The 19626-nt window shown below is 72.1% G+C and carries 20 protein-coding genes; 11 read left to right on the top strand and 9 right to left on the bottom strand.

The genetic code is table 11. The features are described from left to right. The first annotated feature begins 68 nt into the window (after nt 1–68). The 6 genes from WQ56_RS07605 to WQ56_RS07580 all read left to right on the top strand — a co-directional run bounded on the left by WQ56_RS07605 (nt 69) and on the right by WQ56_RS07580 (nt 7996). A complete protein-coding gene (locus WQ56_RS07605) occupies nt 69–2300 on the top strand; it encodes a FepA family TonB-dependent siderophore receptor (RefSeq protein WP_082132257.1) in 2232 nt (743 codons plus the stop codon). Nucleotides 2301–2307: 7 nt separating this feature from the next. Next, entirely contained in the window at nt 2308–3357 is a 1050-nt protein-coding gene (locus WQ56_RS07600) for an alpha/beta hydrolase-fold protein (protein ID WP_156170421.1), read from the top strand. 154 nt (nt 3358–3511) lie between these two features. Further along, entirely contained in the window at nt 3512–4918 is a 1407-nt protein-coding gene (locus WQ56_RS07595; protein WP_047136554.1) for a YncE family protein, read from the top strand. Nucleotides 4919–5091: 173 nt separating this feature from the next. Then, complete coding sequence (locus tag WQ56_RS07590; RefSeq protein WP_047136476.1) at nt 5092–6153, top strand: ABC transporter substrate-binding protein; 1062 nt, start codon at nt 5092–5094, stop codon at nt 6151–6153. After that, the gene (locus WQ56_RS07585; protein ID WP_047136475.1) at nt 6150–7220 is read left to right on the top strand and encodes an iron ABC transporter permease; all 1071 of its coding nucleotides are present in this window, start codon (nt 6150–6152) and stop codon (nt 7218–7220) included. The genes WQ56_RS07590 and WQ56_RS07585 overlap by 4 nt, the downstream gene beginning before the upstream one ends. Beyond that, on the top strand, nt 7217–7996 hold the full coding sequence (locus WQ56_RS07580; protein ID WP_047136474.1) for a heme ABC transporter ATP-binding protein: 780 nt from the start codon (nt 7217–7219) through the stop codon (nt 7994–7996). The genes WQ56_RS07585 and WQ56_RS07580 overlap by 4 nt, the downstream gene beginning before the upstream one ends. Here WQ56_RS07580 and WQ56_RS18595 read toward each other — a convergent pair. Then, nucleotides 7977–8144 carry a hypothetical protein gene (locus tag WQ56_RS18595; protein ID WP_156170419.1) on the bottom strand — a complete coding sequence of 56 codons (168 nt, stop codon included), beginning with the start codon at nt 8142–8144 and terminating at the stop codon, nt 7977–7979. The genes WQ56_RS07580 and WQ56_RS18595 overlap by 20 nt on opposite strands. An 18-nt stretch (nt 8145–8162) precedes the next feature. Here WQ56_RS18595 and WQ56_RS07575 point away from each other — a divergent pair, with 18 nt between their 5' ends. Next, nucleotides 8163–8633 carry a hypothetical protein gene (locus WQ56_RS07575; protein ID WP_047136473.1) on the top strand — a complete coding sequence of 157 codons (471 nt, stop codon included), beginning with the start codon at nt 8163–8165 and terminating at the stop codon, nt 8631–8633. A 606-nt stretch (nt 8634–9239) separates the two neighbouring features. Here WQ56_RS07575 and WQ56_RS07570 read toward each other — a convergent pair. Then, nucleotides 9240–10382 (bottom strand): 5-(carboxyamino)imidazole ribonucleotide synthase, encoded by a 1143-nt coding sequence (locus WQ56_RS07570; protein ID WP_047136472.1) that lies wholly within the window; start codon nt 10380–10382, stop codon nt 9240–9242. A 106-nt stretch (nt 10383–10488) separates the two neighbouring features. Then, nucleotides 10489–10953, bottom strand: coding sequence for a 5-(carboxyamino)imidazole ribonucleotide mutase (purE, locus tag WQ56_RS07565; RefSeq protein ID WP_047136553.1), 465 nt, complete (start codon nt 10951–10953; stop codon nt 10489–10491). Nucleotides 10954–11171: 218 nt separating this feature from the next. On the opposite strand from purE, the gene WQ56_RS07560 reads away from it, so the two are divergent. From WQ56_RS07560 to WQ56_RS07550, 3 genes are all read left to right on the top strand, one after another. Then, nucleotides 11172–11441, top strand: a complete 270-nt coding sequence (locus tag WQ56_RS07560) for a Trm112 family protein (RefSeq protein ID WP_047136471.1) — start codon at nt 11172–11174, stop codon at nt 11439–11441. 108 nt (nt 11442–11549) lie between these two features. Next, nucleotides 11550–12434, top strand: a complete 885-nt coding sequence (gene nadC, locus WQ56_RS07555; RefSeq protein WP_047136470.1) for a carboxylating nicotinate-nucleotide diphosphorylase — start codon at nt 11550–11552, stop codon at nt 12432–12434. A gap of 128 nt (nt 12435–12562) precedes the next feature. Further along, the gene (locus tag WQ56_RS07550; RefSeq protein WP_047136469.1) at nt 12563–12895 is read left to right on the top strand and encodes a DUF3301 domain-containing protein; all 333 of its coding nucleotides are present in this window, start codon (nt 12563–12565) and stop codon (nt 12893–12895) included. Nucleotides 12896–12943: 48 nt separating this feature from the next. On the opposite strand, the gene WQ56_RS07545 is transcribed toward WQ56_RS07550, so the two are convergent. The 6 genes from WQ56_RS07545 to WQ56_RS07520 form a co-directional block, all read right to left on the bottom strand. Continuing rightward, nucleotides 12944–13450, bottom strand: coding sequence for a ClpXP protease specificity-enhancing factor (locus WQ56_RS07545; protein WP_047136468.1), 507 nt, complete (start codon nt 13448–13450; stop codon nt 12944–12946). A 76-nt stretch (nt 13451–13526) separates the two neighbouring features. After that, on the bottom strand, nt 13527–14147 hold the full coding sequence (locus WQ56_RS07540; RefSeq protein ID WP_047136467.1) for a glutathione S-transferase N-terminal domain-containing protein: 621 nt from the start codon (nt 14145–14147) through the stop codon (nt 13527–13529). A 179-nt stretch (nt 14148–14326) separates the two neighbouring features. Beyond that, nucleotides 14327–15070, bottom strand: a complete 744-nt coding sequence (locus WQ56_RS07535) for a cytochrome c1 (protein WP_047136466.1) — start codon at nt 15068–15070, stop codon at nt 14327–14329. Then, nucleotides 15063–16322, bottom strand: a complete 1260-nt coding sequence (locus tag WQ56_RS07530) for a cytochrome bc complex cytochrome b subunit (protein ID WP_047136465.1) — start codon at nt 16320–16322, stop codon at nt 15063–15065. The genes WQ56_RS07535 and WQ56_RS07530 overlap by 8 nt, the downstream gene beginning before the upstream one ends. After that, on the bottom strand, nt 16322–16960 hold the full coding sequence (gene petA, locus WQ56_RS07525) for a ubiquinol-cytochrome c reductase iron-sulfur subunit (RefSeq protein WP_047136464.1): 639 nt from the start codon (nt 16958–16960) through the stop codon (nt 16322–16324). The genes WQ56_RS07530 and petA overlap by 1 nt, the downstream gene beginning before the upstream one ends. Before the next feature lie 147 nt (nt 16961–17107). Further along, entirely contained in the window at nt 17108–18058 is a 951-nt protein-coding gene (locus tag WQ56_RS07520) for a lytic transglycosylase domain-containing protein (RefSeq protein ID WP_047136463.1), read from the bottom strand. Nucleotides 18059–18171: 113 nt separating this feature from the next. Between WQ56_RS07520 and miaB the strand changes: the two genes are divergently transcribed. After that, a complete protein-coding gene (gene miaB / locus WQ56_RS07515) occupies nt 18172–19599 on the top strand; it encodes a tRNA (N6-isopentenyl adenosine(37)-C2)-methylthiotransferase MiaB (RefSeq protein WP_047136462.1) in 1428 nt (475 codons plus the stop codon). Nucleotides 19600–19626 lie beyond the last annotated feature (27 nt).

Below are 19626 nucleotides of genomic sequence, written 5' to 3'. Positions count from 1 at the left end.
AATCTCATAAACTCTAGGATAACGAAGCCTTCACGCGCTTCGTCCCGCGCCGTCTCCCGGATCTCCCGATGCCCGTCCGCCCCCACCCGCGCTTCCGTCCCGCCCTGCTCGCCAGCGCCATCGCCGCGCTGCTGCCGCTGAACGCCCTGTCCCAGACGCGCGAGGACGCGGCGACGCTCGACACCGTCCGGGTCACCGCCGAGCAGATCGCACGCCAGGCGCTGGGCGCATCCACGGTGCTGGCCGACGACATCGAGCGCCAGCCGCCGCGCAACGACATCGCCGAGTTCCTGCGCACGCTGCCGGGCGTCAACCTGACCGGCAACTCGACCAGCGGCCAGCGCGGCAACAATCGCCAGATCGACATCCGCGGCATGGGCCCGGAGAACACGCTGATCCTGGTCGACGGCATTCCGGTGTCGAGCCGCAACTCGGTGCGCTACGGCTGGCGCGGCGAGCGCGACTCGCGCGGCGACACCGGCTGGATCCCGCCCGAGCAGATCGAGCGCATCGAGGTGCTGCGCGGTCCGGCCGCGGCGCGCTACGGCAACGGCGCGGCCGGCGGCGTGGTCAACATCGTCACCCGCGCGCCGGGCGATCGCTTCGGCGGCTCGCTGAACCTCTACGGCCTGGTACCGACCCACGGCGTCGACGGCGGCAGCCAGCGCGCCGGGTTGCAGATGAGCGGACCGCTGTCGGACCGGCTGTCGTTCCGCCTGTCGGGCAACGCCGGCAAGGCGGACTCCGACGACTTCGACATCAACCGCGCGCATGCCTCGGCACGCAGCGGCAGCAATGCCGGCACCTTCCCGGCCGGGCGCGAGGGCGTGCGCAACCGCAACGCCTCGGCCAAGCTGCTGTGGGACGTACTGCCCGGCCATCGCATCGATCTCGGCGCGGGCTTCAGCCGCCAGGGCAACCTCTACACCGGCGACACCCAGAACACCAACCGCAACCCCGAAGTGCTGAAGTGGATCGGCGCCGAGACCAACCGCGTCTACCGCCGGACCTTCGACGTCAGCCACCGCGGCGAGTACGGCCAGGCCACCCGCTCGCTGGCCTACGCCGCGGTCGAGAAGACCCGCAACACGCGGCTGCTCGAAGGCCTGGCCGGCGGCACCGAGGGCATCTTCATCGTCGACGGCGGCTTCGGCGACATCGACCTGCGCACGCTCACGCTGCACGGCGAGGTCAACCACACCGTGACCGGCGACACCGTCGACCACGTGCTGACGTTCGGCGCCGAGTGGGTCGACAGCCGGCTCGAGGACGGCGCGTCCGGCCTGAAGAACCGCAACCCGCAGCCGAACGTGCCGGTGCCACCGACGTCGTGGAACGGCCGCGCCGATTCGCGCATCGCCTCGGTGTTCGTCGAGGACAACCTCTACATCGGCGATGCGCTGACCGTGACCCCGACGCTGCGCTACGACCACCACGACCGCCACGGCGGCAATTTCAGTCCGGCGCTCAGCGCCGCGTTCGAGTTCCTGCCGTCCTGGACGCTGCGCGCCGGCATCGCCCGCGCCTACAAGGCCCCCAACCTCTACCAGAGCAATGGCGGCTACGCGCTCTACAGCGCCGGCATCGGCTGCTGGGGCGGCGGCGGCCCGTGCTTTTTGGTCGGCAACGACGCGCTCGACGCCGAGACCAGCGTCAACAAGGAACTGGGCGTGCAGTTCGCCGACGGCCGCATGCAGGCCGGCCTGACCTGGTTCCACAACGACTACCGCGACAAGGTCGAGGCCGGCCGCGTCGCCGTCGATCGCCTGGGCAACGTCGACGTCTTTCGCTGGGACAACGTCCCCAAGGCGGTGATCGAGGGCCTGGAGGGCAGCGTGGAGCTGCCGCTGAGCGATGCGCTGCGCTGGAACACCAACGTCACCTGGATGCTCGAGTCGAAGAACCGCACCACCGGCGACGCGCTGTCGACGATTCCCGAGTACACCGTCAACACCGCGTTCGACTGGCGCGCCAGCGAGCGCCTGTCGCTGCTGGCCAAGGCCACGTTCTACGGCGAGCAGCAGCCGCAGCGCCTCGACTACCAGGGCCGGCCGGTCACCGGCAGCGCCGCCGACCGCATGCCGCCGTACGCACTCGTGGGCCTGAGCGGGCGCTACCGCATCACCGACCGGGTCAGCGTCACGCTGGGTGTCGACAACCTGCTCGACAAGCGCATCTTCCGCCGCGGCAACGCTTCGGGCGTCAACCTCGGCACGCCCAACGAGATCCAGGGCGCCGGCGCCTACACCTACAACGGGCCTGGACGCGCGTGGTTCGTCAGCACCAACATCGGGTTCTGAGCCCCCGATGAGCGACCGCATGCACACCCGCCGATCCAAGTCCCACCACCCGATCCGCCTGGCGACGCTGGCGGCCGCGACCGGGCTGCTGCTCGCGCTGCAGGCCGTGCCGACGACCGCAGCCGCGCAGCAGCGCAATCCGGCGCGCGCGATCGGCGAGACCGTCGCCGACCATGCGTCGCGGCACTACGCGTTCGAGCGCTTCGAGGTCACCAGCCGCGACGGCCTGCGCAGCTGGCGCGTGCACGTCGCGGTGCCGAAGTCCCCGGCGCCGGCGTCCGGCTACCCGGCGCTGTGGATGCTCGACGGCAACGCCGCGCTGGTCGAGTTCGACGACGCGCTGCTGGCCGAACTGGCGGCGCAGCCGGTGCCGCACGCGCTGGTGTTCGTGGGCTATCCCAACGACCTGCGCATCGATTCCGAAGCGCGCACGCGCGACTACACCCCGTTCGAGGGCGAGCGGCCGGTGCGCGACGGCACCACGATCGTCGGCGGCGGCGGTGCGGACGCGATGCTCGAGACGATCGAGCGCGCGATCCGGCCCGAGGTCGCGCGCCGCGTGCCCATCGATCCGGCGCGACAGACGCTGTGGGGCCATTCGCTGGCCGGGTTGTTCACGCTGCATACGCTGTACACGCGCACGGGTGCGTTCGACACCTATGCCGCCGGCAGCCCGTCGCTGTGGTGGGGCGACGGCGCGATGCTCGGCGCACCCGAGCGGCGGTTCGTGGCCAACAACGCCGGCCGGCCGGCGCGCGTGCTGATCGGCCTGGGCGAAGGCGAGCGCACGCGGCAGGTCGCGCATCGCGACCTGTCGGATCCGCGCGTGCAGGTCCACCTGCGTCGCATCGAGGCCGCGCCGCCGGACTCGGCGCACAGGCTCGCCGACCGCCTGTCCGGCGTCGACGGCCTGCAGGTCGCCTACCGCGAGTTTCCCGGACTGACCCACGGCCCGATGTTCCGGGCCTCGCTGATGTGGACGCTGCATGCCGTCGCCGGCATCGCCGACCACAGCGACACCCCGAGCCACGCGGATGGCGTGGATCCCGGCCGATGATCCGGGCGCGGCCGCGGCCGCGCCCCGCCTGACCCGGACCCCGGCGCCGCCCGGGTCCGCCATCGCCACGACGCCCGGCGTCGCAGCCACTGCGTGTTCCCCTCCCTCCGGCACCTCGCTTTCGCCGGTCCCTTCAGTGCTCCAGGAGTTCGTCATGACAACCTCGCCTTCCCGCCGCCTGCGGCTGGCCGTCCTCGCCCTCGCCCTGTCGGCGGCCACCGGCCTCGCCGGCGCCCAGGTGTTCAGCCAGCCCGACGTCGATTTCAAGGGCAGCGTCCGCGCGGCCAGCCCGGTCGTGCTGCCCGGCAGCGAAGTCGAGCTCGCCGGCAGCGGCTTCAAGCCCGGCCAGCGGATCACCCTGCAGCGCGGCGAGACCGTGCTCAACGCGCAGCCGTTCGTCGCCGACGCCGAAGGCGGCTTCAAGGGGCGCGTCGCGATCCCGGCCGACGCCGCGGTCGGCGTGCACCCGGTGGTCGTGCGCACCAGCGGCCCGGACGCGGCCTCGATCTTCGAGCTGAAGGTCTCCCGGCAACTGCCGGTCTCGGGCCAGGAGCGCTTCGACGTGCGCAGCGCCAAGCTCGCGCAGGGCCTGTACCAGGTCGCCTACAGCGCGAAGAACGACGCGCTGTTCGTGACCAGCGCGGTCGGCCGCCCGCCGGTCACCGTGTCGGCGCTGCAGAAGGTTGACCCGCAGTCGCTGCAGGTCGTGGCCAGCGTCACGCCCGGTCAGGCGCCGGCCCCCGCGCCGCGTCCCGGCCAGCCGGCCCGCCCGGGCGGCGTGTTCGCGGTCTACGGCGTCGGCGTCGACGACGCCAACGGCAACGTCTGGGTCACCAACACCCGCCAGAACACCGTGGCCGTCTACCGCCAGTCCGACCTGTCGCTGGTCAAGCAGTTCCCGGTCGGCGCGGTGCCGCATTCGCGCGACATCGTCGTCGACGCGCAGCGCGGCCGCGTCTACGCGACCGCCGCCGGGGAGAACTTCATCTCGGTGTTCGACGCCAAGCGCCTGGCCCAGCTGGACAACATCGTGATCGAGTCGGGCGTGCGCGGCGAGAAGTTCGCGCCGACCAGCCTCGACCTGGACCCCGCGACCGGCAAGCTCTACACCGCGAGCATGTCCACGCCCGAGGCCGCGGTCATCGACACCGCGAGCAACGCGGTCGAGAAGGTGATCCCGCTGGTCAACGCGCGCAGCGCGATCGGCGTCGCCTGGAACCCGGTCGGCAAGCGCCTGCTGGTGGTGTCGCAGGGCAGCGACAACCTGCTGATCGTCGATCCGCAGACCGGCACGATCGACCACGACGTCTACGTCGGTGCCGGCGCGCTGAACGTCTCCTACGAGCCGACCCGGCGCCTGGCCTACGTCGTCAACCGCGGCGCCGACACGATCGCCGTCGTCGACGACAGCGGCAAGGTCGTCGCCAACTTCGACGGCGGCAGCTTCCCCAACCACGTCAGCAAGGGCGCCGACGGCGTCGTCTACGCGGTCAACAAGGCGCGCGGCGCCGAGGACCCGAAGGGCGACCATATCCGCCGGATCGCGCCCAAGGGGCGCTGAGCCCGCGCAACGCGGGACCCCCCGCCCCCCGCGGCATGCCGGACCGGCATCGCGGGGGCCGAGGGCGGCGCCCGATCTCCCGACGGGGGATACGGGCTAAAATCGTCGTCCCGCACCGGCCGGAGCGCCTCCGCGCCGGTGCGTCTTTTCCGCTTCGACAAGGTGACAGGCCGATGTTCCAGCGCGTCACGATCCGCCATGCCGCCCTGCTCGCCGCCGGCCTGGCCTGCGCGCTCGCAGGTTGCGCCCGCAACGGCGACGACGGCAACGCCGCCGCCCCGCAGGCCGCTGCCGCGACCGCCGGCACGGCGCTGCCCGACGGCTGGCGCCAGGTCGCCGGCACCGACGTGCCGCGGGTACCGCGTTCGCCGCAGGACCTGCCGGCGACCGTCCGCTCCGACGATGGCGTCGAGGTCACCATCGCCGACACCAGCCGCACGATCGTCGGCAACGACGACATCGTCATGGTCATGGATGCGCTGGGCCTGTCGGACCAGGTCTTCGCCGCGCCGGTCAACAGCGTCACCGAGACCGGACGCAAGGCGCCGCATCATTTCCTGTTCAACCGCACCACCGGCGTCGAGGGCGTGCTGAGCCTCGACGGCACGCTGTTCGTCGGCAACAGCCTGCGCCGGCACGGCAAGCTCGCGCAGCCGCTGCGCGACGCCGGCCACGCGATGCTCATCGTCGACGAGCTGCAGCCCGCCCCGGACAAGGTGCGCAAGATCGCCGCCGCGTTCGGTCATGTCGACGAGGGCGAGCAGCTGGCCGCGCGCGTGCAGGCACAGCTCGACGAGGCCGCCGGCATCGCCGCGCGGCATACCCGCCGCCCGCGCGTGATCCACGTCTCGGCCACCGGCGGCGGCGGCGCGCCCACGGTCGGCGGCGCCGACACCGCGGCCGCCGAGGTCATCCGTCTGGCCGGCGGCATCAACGTCGGCGACGAGGCCCGCGTGGCCAACTACTCGCAGCTGAGCAACGAGGGCATCGTCGCGGCCGATCCGGACGTGGTCCTGGTCAGCGAGGACGACCTGCGCGTGTTCGGCGGGCCCGACGGCCTGTGGAAGGCCTATCCCTCGCTGCGGCAGACGCCGGCGGGCATCGCGAACCGCGTCTGGGTGATGCCCGACCTGCAGCTCAAGGCCACGAGCGTCGCCAGCGGCGCCGGCGCGCTGGCGCTGGCGACGGCGCTGGCCGAACTGGCCGCCGAACTCGACGCCCAGCCCGGCGCATGAGCGCGGACGGCCGCGCGACGCCGCGGCGCTCCGGACAGGTCAGGCGCCCGCCCGGCGGCCTGCTGCTGCTCGCCATGCTCGCGCTGCTGGCGGTGGTGATCGTGCTGTCGTTCGGCGTCGGCCCGCTGCGGATCCCGCCCGGCGACGTGGTGCACGTGATCGCGCACCAGCTGGGGCTGGCCGATGCCGGCACGCTGAACCAGCGCGACATCTCGGTGGTCTGGAACCTGCGCGTGCCGCGCGCGCTGCTGGCGGTCATCGTCGGCGCGTCGCTGGCGATGGCCGGCGCCGGGCTGCAGGGCCTGTTCGGCAACCCGCTGGCCGATCCGGGCATCGTCGGCGTGACCCACGGCGCCGCGCTGGGCGCCGTGGCGGCGATCGTGCTCGGCGCCACGGTGCTCGGCGCCTGGACGATCCCGGTCGCCGCGTTCGCCGGCGGCGCGGCGACGACCACGCTGATCTACCTGCTCGCCCGCCCCGACCGCGGCGGCGGCACTGCGACACTGCTGCTGGTGGGCATCGCGATCGCCGCGGGCTGCTCGGCGGCGATCGGCTTCTTCACCTACATCGCGCGCACCGACGAGCTGCAGTCGCTGGTGTTCTGGCAGATGGGCTCGCTGGCGATGGCCGACTGGGGCGACCTGCTGGCCGCGGTGCCGGCGTTCGCGGTCGGCGCGGTCGCGCTGGCGACGCTGGCCACGCCGCTGGACATGCTCGCGCTGGGCGAGCGCCAGGCCCAGCACATCGGCCTGGACGTGCGCCGCACGCGCGCGCTGCTGGTCGCGGTCTGCGCGCTGCTGGTCGGCTCGGCGGTCGCGTTCGCCGGCGTCGTCGGCTTCGTCGGCCTGGTGGTGCCGCATTTCGTGCGCCTGCTCGCCGGCCCCGGTCACCGCTGGCTGCTGCCGGTGTCGGGCGCGACCGGCGGCCTGCTGGTGGTCGTCGCCGACACCGCCGCGCGCAGCCTCGACCCGCCCTCGGAGATCCCGCTGGGCCTGTTCTCGGCCGCGCTCGGCGCGCCGTTCTTCCTGTGGCTGGTGCTGCGCAGCCGCAAGCGGGGCGGCGCATGAGCGGACACGGCGCGGTGCTCGCGATCGAGCGCGCGAGCGTGCGCATCGACGGCCGCGCGATCCTCGACGACGTCGACCTGCGCTTCGCGCGCGGCACGCTGACCGCATTGGTCGGCCCCAACGGCGCCGGAAAGTCGACGCTGCTCGCGGTCGCCTCGGGCGACCTCGTCCCGGCCGCAGGCCACGTCCGGCTCGCGGGCGCGCCGCTGCGCGAATGGAAGGCGCGCGCGCTCGCACGCGAGCGCAGCGTGCTGCCGCAGGATCACGCGGTGCGCTTCGCCTTCAGCGTGCGCGAGGTCGTCGCGATGGGCCGCCTGCCTCACCCGCCGGCGCCGGCGCAGGACGCGCGCATCGCCGAGGCGGCGATGGCGACCGCCGACATCGTCCACCTCGCCGGCCGCGACGTGCAGACGCTCTCGGGCGGCGAGGCCTCGCGCACCGCGTTCGCGCGCGTGCTCGCGCAGACCACGCCGGTCGTGTTCCTCGACGAGCCCACCGCCGCGCTCGACCTGCAGCACCAGGAGGCCGTGCTGCGCACCGCGCGCCGGCTCGCCGACGAGGGCGCCTGCGTGATCGTCGTGCTGCACGACCTCAACCTCGCCGCCGGGCATGCCGACCGCATCGTCATGCTGCAGCACGGCCGCGTCGCCGCCGACGGCAGCCCGCGCGAGGTGTTGACCCGCGAGACCATCGAGCGTGTGTACCGGCAGCCGGTGCTGGTGCTCGAGCATCCGACACGCGGCGTGCCGCTGGTCGTCAGCGACGATCCGCGATGAGCCGCCGCGCAGCGAACGCGACGGCGGCGCGTGCGGTCATGTCCATCGCATCCATCCCGTCCGTCTCGCCCATCCCGTCCTTCTCGTCCGCCTCGCTCCCCTCGCCGGCCTCGCTTGGCTCCCCTTCCTTGGCTGCCGCGCCCGCCATGGCCCACGAGGACCACCCGTGAAACGCACCCTGGTCGCGATCGCGATCGCACCGCTGTGGGCCGCCGCGTTCGCGGCCGTGTACGCCGGACTGTTCTTCCCGGTCTCTGACCCGATCCTCGGACAACTCGGCCGCGGCCAGCGCATGGCCATGGGCGCAGTCATCGGGCTCGCGCTGGGCTACGCCGCGATGGTGCTGATCGGCCTGCCGGCGCACGCACTGCTGCGCAGGCGCGTCGCGACGTCGACGTACGCGCTCGTGTGGTTCGCGCTGGCGCTCGTGCTGTGGGCGGTCGTCCACGTCGCCGGGTTCCTCGGCTACGGCCCGGGCTACGCGATCGCCTACCTGTTCGAGACCATCGTCGAACGGCCGGTGGTGCCGCTGTCGTTCGGCCTGTGCTGGGCGCTGGTCGCGGTCACGTTCCGGGTCCTGGTCGACCGGTCGCCTGGGGCGACGTCCGCTCCACCGCCGCCGCAGGACCATCCGTAGGAGCGCGCTCGCGCGCGAGGGACTTCCCTTGACGGCCTCTCGCGCGCGAGCGCGCTCCTGCGGAGCCTGCGCGCAAGCGCGCCACGGTGAGGGGCGCATCGGCGATCAGGACGCGTGCCGGCGATCCAGATGCGTACGCAGACCGCCCTCCACCGTCCGCCCCGCGCGACGGCACATGCGGTCCGATCACCGTAGGAGCGCGCTTGCGCGCGAGGGACTTTCCTTGACGGCCTCTCGCGCGCAAGCGCGCTCCTACGGAGCAGGCGCGCAAGCGCGCCACGGTGAGGGCGCGCACCGGCGATCAGGACGCGCACTGGCGATCCAGATGCTTACGCAGGCCGCCATCCACTTCCGCCCCGCGCGGAGGCACATGCGGAACATCCGACCACCGACCGCCCCGCGCGGCGGCACATGCAGTCCGATCACCGTAGGAGCGCGCTTGCGCGCGAGGGACTTTCCTTGACGTCCTCTCGCGCGCGAGCGCGCTCCTACGGAGGGGCAGGCGCGCGCCTGCGATGGAGATCGCACGCCCGCGGTGCCGCTCAATCGCTCAATCGCTCAATCGCCCAATCGCCCAATCGCTCAATCGGTCGATCTGTCGATCGCTCAGCCGGCCAGCCGCGCGACCACCGGCGCGATCTGGGCCTGCCGGCCGAGTGCGTGCCCGAGGGCCTCGAGCCGTTGCGCCAGCGTCTCGGCGTCTTCGGCGCGCAGCGTCGCGTGGCCGACCTTGCGGCCGTCGCGCGGCTGCTTGCCGTAGTCGTGCCAGTGCACGCCGGGCACCGCCAGTGCGGCCGCGGCGTCGGGCATCGCGCCGAGCCAGTTGAGCATGCACGACACGCCGCGCGGCGCGGTCTCGCCCAGCGGCAGGCCGAGCACCGCGCGCAGGTGGTTCTCGAACTGCGAGGTCTCCGCGCCCTCGATCGTCCAGTGGCCGGAGTTGTGCACGCGCGGCGCGAGTTCGTTGGCGAGCAGCTCGTCGCCGCGGCAGAACAGCTCCAGCGCGAACACGCCGACGTAGTCCAGGCGTTCGGCAATCGCACGGGCATGCGCGGTCGCGGTGCGCACCGTCGCCGCGTCGGCGTCGGCCGGCGCCAGGCTCGTCGACAGCACGCCGTCGACGTGGCGGTTCTCGGTCAGCGGCCAGGTGCGAAACGCGCCGTCGCGCCCGCGCACCGCGATCACGCTGAGCTCGCGCTCGAACGCGACGAAGCCCTCGAGGATCAGCCCGGTCGCCTGCGCCTGCGCACCGAGCGCGTCCCAGGCCGCGTCGACGTCGGCCGCCTCGCGGATCCGGAACTGGCCCTTGCCGTCGTAGCCGAGCCGCCGCGTCTTGAGGATGCAGGGCATGCCCAGGCGCGCGACCGCGGCGTCGAGCGCCTCGCGCGTGGCGATGTCGGCGAAGTCCGGCACCGGGATGCCGAGCTCGCGGAACAGCGTCTTCTCGGCGAGCCGGTCCTGGGTCAGCGCCAGCGCGTCGGGATTGGGGAACACCGGCACGTCCGCGGCGAGTCGCCGCGCGCCGTCGGCCGGCACGTTCTCGAAGTCGAACGTCGCCACGTCGACACGGCCGGCCAGCTCGGCCAGCGCCGCGGGATCGTCGTAGCCGCCCACCAGCAGCGGCGCGCACTGCCCCGCGCAGGCATCGGCCGCACCGTCGAGCACGACGAAGCGCAGCCCCAGCGGATGCCCGGCCAGCGCCAGCATACGTGCGAGCTGGCCGCCGCCCAGGATGCCGACCGTGCTCATGCCTGCCCCCGCGGCAGGACGCCCCGGCGGCGGCGTTCCCGCGCGACAGCGGGACGGGACGCGGGCGCCGGGCAGGCGCGCCCGTCGGTGCCGACCGGCTCGCCGCTCATCGACGCGGATCGTCGTTGGCGGCGACTTCGTCGGTCTGGCGCTGGCGGAACTCGTCCAGCGCGCGGGCGACCGCCTCGTCGCCGGCGGCCAGCATCGCCGCGGCGAACAGCGCGGCGTTGGCCGCGCCGGCATTGCCGATCGCGAACGTCGCGACCGGCACGCCGGCCGGCATCTGCACGATCGACAGCAGCGAATCGAGTCCGTTGAGCGCCCTGGACTGCACCGGCACGCCGAGCACCGGCACCGCGGTCTTGGACGCGAGCATGCCCGGCAGATGCGCCGCGCCGCCGGCGCCGGCGATGATCGCGCGCAGGCCGCGCGTGCGCGCCGAGGCGGCGTAGTCGAACAGCACGTCCGGCGTGCGGTGCGCGGACACCACGCGGATCTCGTGCGGGACGCCGAGCTGCTCGAGCTTCTGCGCGGCGTGCTGCATCGTCTCCCAGTCCGAACGCGAGCCCATCACGATGCCCACGAGCGGCGGGCGGGCGGGCGCGGCCCTGCCGCCGGACGTGCCGCTGGCGGGCGTGTTGCTCTGGACGTTGGCTGACATTGCGCGGGCTCCGGCCTCAAACCGGCATTTTAGAGTGTTTTACGTCCGCGCACGCCCCTGCCGCGCCCGGCGCCGGCGACGCGAGGTGATACGCTTCCGCGATTCCCGAAACACCCCGGACCCGCCCCATGGACCGCAAGCTGCTCGACATCCTCGTCTGCCCCGCCAGCCGCCAGCCGCTGTCGCTGCTCGACCGCCCGGGCCTGGATGCGCTCAACGCGGCGATCGCCGCCGGCGCGGTGCAGCGCGAGGACGGCGCGGCGCAGGCCGAGCCGTTGCGCGAGGCGCTGATCACCCACGACCGCAAGCGCGTCTACCGGGTCGACGACGGCATCCCGGTGCTGCTGGTCGAGGACGGCATCGCCACCGCCCAGGTCGCCGACTTTCCGAAGAGCTGAGGGCCGCGCCCGGCACAGGCATGCACCGGGCGCACCGTCGAACCCCGGACGCCGAGGCCGGCCGACACCGCCGCGCCAGGACCGCCCACCCCACGACCGGCAACGCCCATGACCGATCCCGCAGCCGCCAGCCCGCTCGCACCGCCCGATCCGGACGCCGTCGCCGCCAACGTCGCCGCGGCGCTGGCCGAGGACCTCGGCACCGGCGACGTCACCGGCGCGCTGCTGCCCGACCAGGACGCGGTCGCCAGGCTGCTGTGCAAGCAGGACGCGGTGGTCTGCGGGCGCCCCTGGTTCGACGCCTGCCATCGCGCACTCGACCCCGACGTGCGCATCGACTGGCACGTCGCCGAGGGCGACCGGGTCGCCGCCGGCACCGTGCTCGCGACGCTCGCCGGTCGCACCCGCGCGCTGGTCGGCGCCGAGCGCACCTCGCTGAATTTCATGCAGACGCTGAGCGCGACGGCGACCGCCACCGCGCGCTTCGTCGCCGCACTGGCGGGCACCGGCACGCGCTTGCTCGACACCCGCAAGACGCTGCCGGGCCTTCGCCTGGCGCAGAAGTACGCGGTGCGCGCGGGCGGCGGGCACAACCACCGCATCGGCCTCTACGACACGGTGATGCTCAAGGAGAACCACGTCCGCGCCGCGGGCGGCGTCTCCGCCGCGATCGCGGCTGCCCGGGCTCTGGCGCCCGACCTGCCGCTGGTCGTCGAGGTGGAGACGCTCGACGAGTTGCGCGAGGCGCTCAGCGCGGGCTGCACGCGCGTGCTGGTCGACGACTTCGATGCCGAGATGCGGCGCGCGGCAGTCGCCATCGCGCGGGCCGCGCCGTTCGACGGCCGCATTCCGCTCGAGGTCTCGGGCAGCGTCGATCTCGACGGCCTGCGCGCGATTGCCGCCGACGGCGTGGACTACGTGTCCGTCGGCGCGCTGACCAAGCACGTGCAGGCGATCGACCTGTCGCTGAAGCTGGGCGCGCCTCCCGCCTGATCGGCATGCTTCGTGTAGGAGCGCGCTCGCGCGCGATCGGGCTTGATCGCAAAGCGTCTTCGCGCGCAAACGCGCTCCTACGGGCCGACGCCCTTGTATCGAACGTCCCGCGCCACCACGATGCGCGCATGCCCGATTTCCCGACGATGATCTTCGCGATGCTGGCCGCGTTCGCCGTGTTCCTGTGGTGGAGCGCGGCGCGAGCCGCCGCCGAACGGGCCGGGCAACTCGGCCGCGAGGCCTGCGAGCGCGCCGGCGTGCAGTGGCTCGACCAGAGCGTGCACGCCTACGCGATGCGCCTGCGCCGCGACGACAGCGGCCGCCTGCGCGTGGAGCGCAGCTTCCGGTTCGAGTACTCCGAGGACGGCATCGCGCGCCACGTCGGCCAGCTGGTGCTGCGCGGGGATCGACTGGTCGCGTTCAGCGGGCCGACGCGCCGCGACGTCGCAGCGCTGCCCTGAGCGGACGAGGCCCGGCGCCGCCGCGGACGGACGACGTCGGAAAGCGCGCTACTTGATCACGCGCAGGTGCCCGCGCCGCGGCTCGGGCGGGGTGTCGTCCGGCGGGCCGTCGGCGTCGGCATCGCGGTCGGTCGCACCACCGTCCACCGACTCGAAGGCCGGCCGCGCGGGCGTGGGGGCCTGCGTCTCCCCGGCCGGCGCGGCGTCGTCGTCGCCCGAGGCGACGATGTCCTCCGGCAATGCCATGCCCTGCCCGGTCTCGCGCGCGTAGACCGCCAGCACCGCGGCGATCGGCACAACGACCGACTGGCTGACGCCGCCGAAGCGCGCCGAGAAGCGCACGCTGTCGTTGTCCATCTCCAGCCGCGCGACCGCGCGATCGGCGATGTTGAGCACGACCCGGCCGTCCTGCACGGCATGCGCGGGCACGCGCACGCCGGGGCGGCGCGCGTCGACCAGGATGTGGGGGGTCATGCCGTTGTCGGCGATCCACTCGTACAGTGCGCGGAGCAGGTACGGGCGGTGGCTGGTCATCGCAGGCGCTTGGTCCGTCATGCGCGACAGTCTACCGGCTCGCGGCCGCAGGCGGCAGGCGACGCGGTGCCGGCACGACGCCAGCACCGGGCGGCGCTCACTCGGGCAGCGCGCGCAGCGCGCGTTCCTGCGGGGTCAGGCTGCGCACGAAGCCGGGGCTGCGGAAGATGCGGTTGCCGTAGTCCTCGATCGCCTTGACGCCGTCCTTGGGCAGCGGGATCTCCAGCGCCTGCAGGCGCCAGACGATCGGCGCCATCGCGCAGTCGGCCAGGCTCATCTCCGGATTGAGGAAGAACTTGCTGGCCTTGAACAGCGGCACCGAGGCGGTCAGCAGCTCCTTGAGCCGCTTGCGGCCGGCCTCGGCCTGGGCCTTGTTGCCCAGCTGGATCGCCTGCACCTGCGGGACCCAGTCGTGCTCGATGCGCAGCATCGCCAGCCGCAGCCGCGCGCGCGACAGCGGATCGACCGGCATCAGCGGCGGGTGCGGATAGCGCTCGTCGAGGTACTCGCTGACCACGCTGGCCGCGTAGAGCACCAGCTCGCGCTCGACCAGCGTCGGCACCGAGTGGTAGGGATTGAGGTCGATCAGGTCCTCGGACGGGTTCCGCGGATCGACCACGACCATGTCGTAGGTGACGCCCTTGGCCGCGAGCACGAGCCGTGCGCGATGGCACAGCACATCATCGACCGAGGAAAACAGTGTCAGCACGTTTCGCATGGATGCACTCGCGGCCTGCTTCGGCCTGTCCGTAAGGCTGGCTCCGCCAACCCTCGCGATGCCGCCTGCCCCTCGCAGACGATTGTCGCGGTGCCCGAGTCTCGCATTTCCCTGAGCCGCCCGGCAATGGCACCGGGCGCCTGCCGCCAGGGCCCGGCATCGTGCCGGGCCCGACGGGCTCAGTGGACGTCGCGCCAGTATTCCTTCTTCAGCAGCCAGGCCATGAACGTCAGGAAGGCCAGGAACAGCAGCACCCAGACGCCGAGCTGCTGGCGCTTGAGGGCCGCCGGCTCGCCGACGTACTCCAGGAACGCGGCGATGTCGCGGACCGTCTGGTCGAACTGCTGCGCGTCCTGGGTGCCCGGGGTCGCGATCTCCAGGTGCTCGACCACCGGGTCGGCGCCCTCGGCCGCCTCGGCGTAGACCGGGCGCTGCAGGCCCTGCATTTCCCACAGCGGATTGGGCATCGACGCGTTGGGGAACAGCGCGTTGTTCCAGCCCAGCGGGCGGGTCTCGTCGAGGTAGAACGACTTGAGGTAGGTGAAGATCCAGTCGCTGCCGCGCACGCGGGCGATCAGGCTCAGGTCCGGCGGCGTCTGGCCGAACCACTTGGCCGCGTGCTCGGCGGGCATCGACGAGACGATGTGCTCGCCGAACGCCGCGCCGGTGAGGTTGAGGTTGCTCATCACCTCCTCCTCGGTCAGGCCCAGGTCCTGCGCCATGCGCGAGTAACGCATGAACTTGAGCGAGTGGCAGCCCGCACAGTAGTTCATGTAGGCCTGCGCGCCGCGCTGCAGCGAGGCGCGGTCGCCCAGATCGGTGCCGGCATGCTCGACCGGTCCGCCGGCCGCGGCCAGTGCGCCGAACGACAGCAGCAGGCCGGCCGCCGCGACGGCGATGCGGGCAATGAGTCGGTTAGTCATGCATCGTCACCCGATCGGGCACGGCCTTGGTCCTGTCGAGCTTGGTCCACAGGGGCATCGTGATGAAGAAAGCGAAGTAGAGGAACGTCAGCACGCGGCCGATGATGGTCTCGACCGGGTCGGTGCCGGGGCCGGCGCCGATCTTGCCCAGCCAGACGAAGCACACGGCCAGCAGCAGCAGCATGATCTTGGTCAGCGGGCCGCGGTAGCGGTGCGACTTGACCTTGCAGCGGTCCAGCCACGGGATCAGGAACAGCACAGCGATCGCGGAGAACATCACGATCACGCCGCTGAGCTTGTGCGGCACCACCCGCAGCATCGCGTAGTACGGCGTGTAGTACCACACCGGCTTGATGTGCTCGGGCGTGACCAGGTGGTTGGCCGCGGTGAAGTTGTCGTGCTCGAGAAACCAGCCGCCGAACGCCGGGGCGAAGAAGATGATGAACGCGGCGATGATCAGGAAGAAGCAGACGTAGAAGCCGTCCTTGACCGAGTAGTACGGGTGGAACGGGATGCCGTCGGCCGGTGCGGACTTCGACCAGCGGTTGCCCTTGGGCCCTTTCTTGATCTCCACGCCGTCGGGGTTGTTGGACCCTACCTCGTGCAGCGCGCCCAGGTGCAGCACCACGAGCAGCAGCAGCACCAGCGGCAGCGCGATCACGTGCAGCGCGAAGAAGCGGTTGAGCGTCGCGTCGCTGGGCAGGTAGTCGCCCATGATCCACTCGGTCAGGCCGTTGCCGATGACCGGGATCGCGCCGAACAGCGAGATGATCACCTTCGCGCCCCAGAACGACATCTGGCCCCACGGCAGCACGTAGCCCAGGAACGCCTCGGCCATCAGCACCAGGTAGATCAGCATGCCCATGATCCACACCAGTTCGCGCGGCTTCTGGTAGGAGCCGTACATCAGCCCGCGGAACATGTGGATGTAGACGACGATGAAGAACAGCGAGGCGCCGGTGCTGTGCATGTAGCGGATCAGCCAGCCCCACTCCACGTCGCGCATGATGTATTCGACCGAGGCGAAGGCTTCCGCCGCGCTCGGCTTGTAGTGCATCGTCAGGAAGATGCCGGTCAGGATCTGGTTGACCAGCACGACCAGCGACAGCACGCCGAAGATGTACCAGATGTTGAAGTTCTTCGGCGCGTAGTACTCGGTCATGTGCTTGCGGTACATCGGCATCAGTGCCGGTGCGCGCTCGTTGACCCAGTTGAAGACGCCGTTGGCGCCGCGGACGAGGACGTTGGCCATCACGCGGCTCCCTGCGGATCGACGCCGATGACGAGGGTGTTGTCGTCGGCGTAGTAGTGCGGCGGTACCAGGAGGTTCGTCGGCGCGGGCACGCCGTCGTAGACGCGGCCGGCCATGTCGAACTTCGACTTGTGGCAGGGGCAGAAGTAGCCGCCCTTCCAGTCGGCGTCGAACGGTGCCGGGCGGATCTCGGCGACCATCTCCGGCGAGCAGCCCAGGTGCGTGCACAGGCCGACCAGCACCGAGATGTCGGGCTTGATCGACCGCAGTTCCGGGTTCGCCTCGCGGACGTAGTCCGGCTGCTGGTCGACGTTGCCCGACTCGGGATCCTTGAGCATGCCGTCGAGCGTGGGCAGCGCGTCGAGGATCGCCTTGGAGCGCTTGACGATCCAGATCGGCTGGCCGCGCCACTCGGCGATCAGCCGCTGGCCCTCCTGCAGCGCGCTGATGTCGACGGTCACCGGCGCGCCGGCGAGCTGCGCCCGCGCACTGGGATTCCAGGACTTGATGAAGGGAATGGCGGCGACACCCGCGCCCACCGCGCCCACGACCAGGGTGCTCGCGGTCAGGAACCGGCGCCGCCCCACATTGACTGGCTCATCCCCGCCGCCAGGTCCGATCACCGCTTCGTCGACCATCGGTACTCCGCAAAACTTCGGTAGCTACTGTGCGCTGGCTGCCACGGACCCACCCGTTCCGCAGGCGGCCGCATCGATGTGTGGCAGTGTAGCTGAACCCTGAATCGACCGACAATTGGGTCGAAATGTCGCACCTGCCGTGCGCGCTCAGCGGCTCGCGACCTGCCCGCGGTAGCGCTCGGCGAGCGTGCCCACGCGCTGCACGTAGCGCTGGGTCTCGCTGTAGGGCGGCACGCCCTTGTGGCGGTCCACCGCGCCCTCGCCGGCGTTGTAGCCGGCCGCAGCCAGGGTCAGGTCGCCGTCGAAGCGCCGCAGCAGCCAGGCCAGGTATTCGACGCCGCCGCGGATGTTCTGCTCCGGGTCGAAGGCATTGACCACGCCAAAGCGCCGCGCGGTCGCCGGCATGAGCTGCATCAGCCCCTGCGCGCCGGCGCGCGAGAGCGCGTTGGGGTTGAACGCCGACTCGGCATGCATGATCGCGCGCACGATCGCCTCATCGACGCCGAACTCGCGCGCCGCGCGGGCGACCTCGTCGCGGTAGGCGTCGCGGTTGAGCCGCACGGTGCCGAAGTTGACGCCGGGCGCCGCACCGCAGGCGTAGCAGGTCTCGAAGAAGCTGTAGCGGATCGTGCGCACCGAGGCGACCTGCGCGCCGCCGGCCGGTCGCGTGCTGCTGTAGTGGCGCACGCCGTCGCGGACGTAGGAGTAGACCTGGCCCTGCTGCAGCCGCCGCTGCCCGCCGCTCCGGGCCGGTGCCGCGGTTGCGGCGGGTGTCGGCGCCGATGCGGACGCCGGGGACGACGCCGCGCCGCCGCCCATGAACGTGGCGGGCGCGCCGCGGTCGATGCCCGCCGGTGCGGCAGGCGCGCCCTTCGGCCTGGCCGGGGTCGCGGCGCGGCGCGGCGCGGCCGGCGCACTGGCGACCGCACGGCAGCTGGCGCCCGAGACCCGCTTGCTGACGTACTGGGGAATGCCGTCGCCGCTGTCGCAGCGATACAGCGTGCTGCCGGAGACCGGGCAGGCCGCCAGCAGACCGAGCGTCGCGATGAGTCCCCATCCCCGTTTCACGCCGCGGAGTGTCGCGTCTTCCGGAGCCATTGCCAAGTGCTTGATTGTGAACGGGGCGATCGAGCGGCAGGGCGCGGGCCGGTACACTCTGCGCCCCGCCCAGCCATCCGGCCCGGACTCAACGCCGTCGCCCCGGAAACGCCATGACCCAGCCCGCTCCCCAGGCGCCCGCCGCGCCCGTCCTCGACCTTCCCGTCCCGCCCGCTCAGGGCACGCCCATGCCCGCGCGCGGCAAGCTCTACATCCAGACCCACGGGTGCCAGATGAACGAGTACGACTCGGCCAAGATGGCCGACGTGCTCGCCGCCGCGGAGGGCCTGGAGCTGACCGACGACGTCGAGGAGGCCGACGTCGTGCTGGTCAACACCTGCTCGATCCGCGAGAAGGCGCAGGAGAAGGTGTTCAGCCAGCTCGGACGCTGGAAGTCACTCAAGCAGGGCGGCAAGCCGGTGCTGATCGGCGTGGGCGGCTGCGTCGCGTCCCAGGAGGGCGAGGCGATCGTCAAGCGCGCGCCGTACGTGGACCTGGTGTTCGGCCCGCAGACGCTGCACCGCCTGCCCGAGCTGATCCGCGCCAAGCGCGCGACCGGCCAGCCGCAGGTGGACATCAGCTTCCCGGAGATCGAGAAGTTCGACCGCCTGCCCGAGCCGCGCGCCGAGGGCCCGAGCGCATTCGTGTCGATCATGGAAGGCTGCTCGAAGTACTGCTCGTTCTGCGTGGTGCCCTACACCCGCGGCGAGGAGGTCAGCCGGCCGTTCGAGGACGTGCTGGTCGAGGTCGTGCGGCTGGCCGGCCAGGGCGTGCGCGAGATCAACCTGCTGGGCCAGAACGTCAATGCCTACCGCGGGCCGATGGGCGGCGACGAGGTGGCCGACCTCGGCCTGCTGATCCGCACGATCGCGCAGATCGACGGCATCGAGCGCATCCGCTTCACGACCTCGCATCCGCTGGAGTTCTCCGACTCGCTGATCGAGGCCTACCGCGACGTCCCGCAACTGGCCGACTACCTGCACCTGCCGGTGCAGGCCGGCAGCGACCGCATCCTCTCGGCGATGAAGCGCGGCTACACCGCGCTGGAGTTCAAGCAGAAGATCCGGAAACTTCGCGCCGTGCGGCCGAACATCTCGATCTCCTCGGATTTCATCGTCGGCTTCCCCGGCGAGACCGACGCCGACTTCGAGAAGACGATGAAGCTGATCGAGGACGTCGGCTTCGACCAGTCGTTCTCCTTCATCTACTCGCGCCGCCCCGGCACCCCGGCCTCCGATCTCGAGGACACGGTCACCCAGGCCGAGAAGCACGCCCGGCTCAGCCGGCTGCAGGCGCACATCAACGCGCACGCGGCCGGGATCTCCCAGCGGATGGTCGGCAGCGTGCAGCGGGTGCTGGTCGAGGGACCGTCGCGCAAGGATCCCAACGAACTGACCGGCAAGACCGAGAACATGCGCTCGGTGAACTTCCCCGCCCCGGCCCGGCTGATCGGGAAATTCGTCGACGTCGAGATCACCGCCGCGCTCAGCAACTCGCTGCGCGGCCGGGTGCGCGTGGACGAGGACGCCGCGGTCGCGTGACGCGACCGCCGCGCCGTGCGGCGCGCC

Origin of the sequence: Luteimonas sp. FCS-9 (assembly GCF_001014645.1) — a bacterium.
Lineage (GTDB): Bacteria > Pseudomonadota > Gammaproteobacteria > Xanthomonadales > Xanthomonadaceae > Luteimonas.
Note: the sequence above shows the minus strand (reverse complement) of the source record. Positions and strands in the feature narration are given on the sequence as shown.

Excerpts from the sequence above, each read along its gene's own strand:
- WQ56_RS07605 (WP_082132257.1), top strand. The coding sequence starts at position 69 with ATGCCCGTCCGCCCCCACCCGCGCTTCCGTCCCGCCCTGCTCGCCAGC.
- WQ56_RS07600 (WP_156170421.1), top strand. The coding sequence starts at position 2,308 with ATGAGCGACCGCATGCACACCCGCCGATCCAAGTCCCACCACCCGATC.
- WQ56_RS07595 (WP_047136554.1), top strand. The coding sequence starts at position 3,512 with ATGACAACCTCGCCTTCCCGCCGCCTGCGGCTGGCCGTCCTCGCCCTC.
- WQ56_RS07590 (WP_047136476.1), top strand. The coding sequence starts at position 5,092 with ATGTTCCAGCGCGTCACGATCCGCCATGCCGCCCTGCTCGCCGCCGGC.
- WQ56_RS07585 (WP_047136475.1), top strand. The coding sequence starts at position 6,150 with ATGAGCGCGGACGGCCGCGCGACGCCGCGGCGCTCCGGACAGGTCAGG.
- WQ56_RS07580 (WP_047136474.1), top strand. The coding sequence starts at position 7,217 with ATGAGCGGACACGGCGCGGTGCTCGCGATCGAGCGCGCGAGCGTGCGC.
- WQ56_RS18595 (WP_156170419.1), bottom strand. The coding sequence starts at position 8,144 with ATGGCGGGCGCGGCAGCCAAGGAAGGGGAGCCAAGCGAGGCCGGCGAG.
- WQ56_RS07570 (WP_047136472.1), bottom strand. The coding sequence starts at position 10,382 with ATGAGCACGGTCGGCATCCTGGGCGGCGGCCAGCTCGCACGTATGCTG.
- purE (WP_047136553.1), bottom strand. The coding sequence starts at position 10,953 with ATGGGCTCGCGTTCGGACTGGGAGACGATGCAGCACGCCGCGCAGAAG.
- WQ56_RS07560 (WP_047136471.1), top strand. The coding sequence starts at position 11,172 with ATGGACCGCAAGCTGCTCGACATCCTCGTCTGCCCCGCCAGCCGCCAG.
- nadC (WP_047136470.1), top strand. The coding sequence starts at position 11,550 with ATGACCGATCCCGCAGCCGCCAGCCCGCTCGCACCGCCCGATCCGGAC.
- WQ56_RS07550 (WP_047136469.1), top strand. The coding sequence starts at position 12,563 with ATGCCCGATTTCCCGACGATGATCTTCGCGATGCTGGCCGCGTTCGCC.
- WQ56_RS07545 (WP_047136468.1), bottom strand. The coding sequence starts at position 13,450 with ATGACGGACCAAGCGCCTGCGATGACCAGCCACCGCCCGTACCTGCTC.
- WQ56_RS07540 (WP_047136467.1), bottom strand. The coding sequence starts at position 14,147 with ATGCGAAACGTGCTGACACTGTTTTCCTCGGTCGATGATGTGCTGTGC.
- WQ56_RS07535 (WP_047136466.1), bottom strand. The coding sequence starts at position 15,070 with ATGACTAACCGACTCATTGCCCGCATCGCCGTCGCGGCGGCCGGCCTG.
- WQ56_RS07530 (WP_047136465.1), bottom strand. The coding sequence starts at position 16,322 with ATGGCCAACGTCCTCGTCCGCGGCGCCAACGGCGTCTTCAACTGGGTC.
- petA (WP_047136464.1), bottom strand. The coding sequence starts at position 16,960 with ATGGTCGACGAAGCGGTGATCGGACCTGGCGGCGGGGATGAGCCAGTC.
- WQ56_RS07520 (WP_047136463.1), bottom strand. The coding sequence starts at position 18,058 with ATGGCTCCGGAAGACGCGACACTCCGCGGCGTGAAACGGGGATGGGGA.
- miaB (WP_047136462.1), top strand. The coding sequence starts at position 18,172 with ATGACCCAGCCCGCTCCCCAGGCGCCCGCCGCGCCCGTCCTCGACCTT.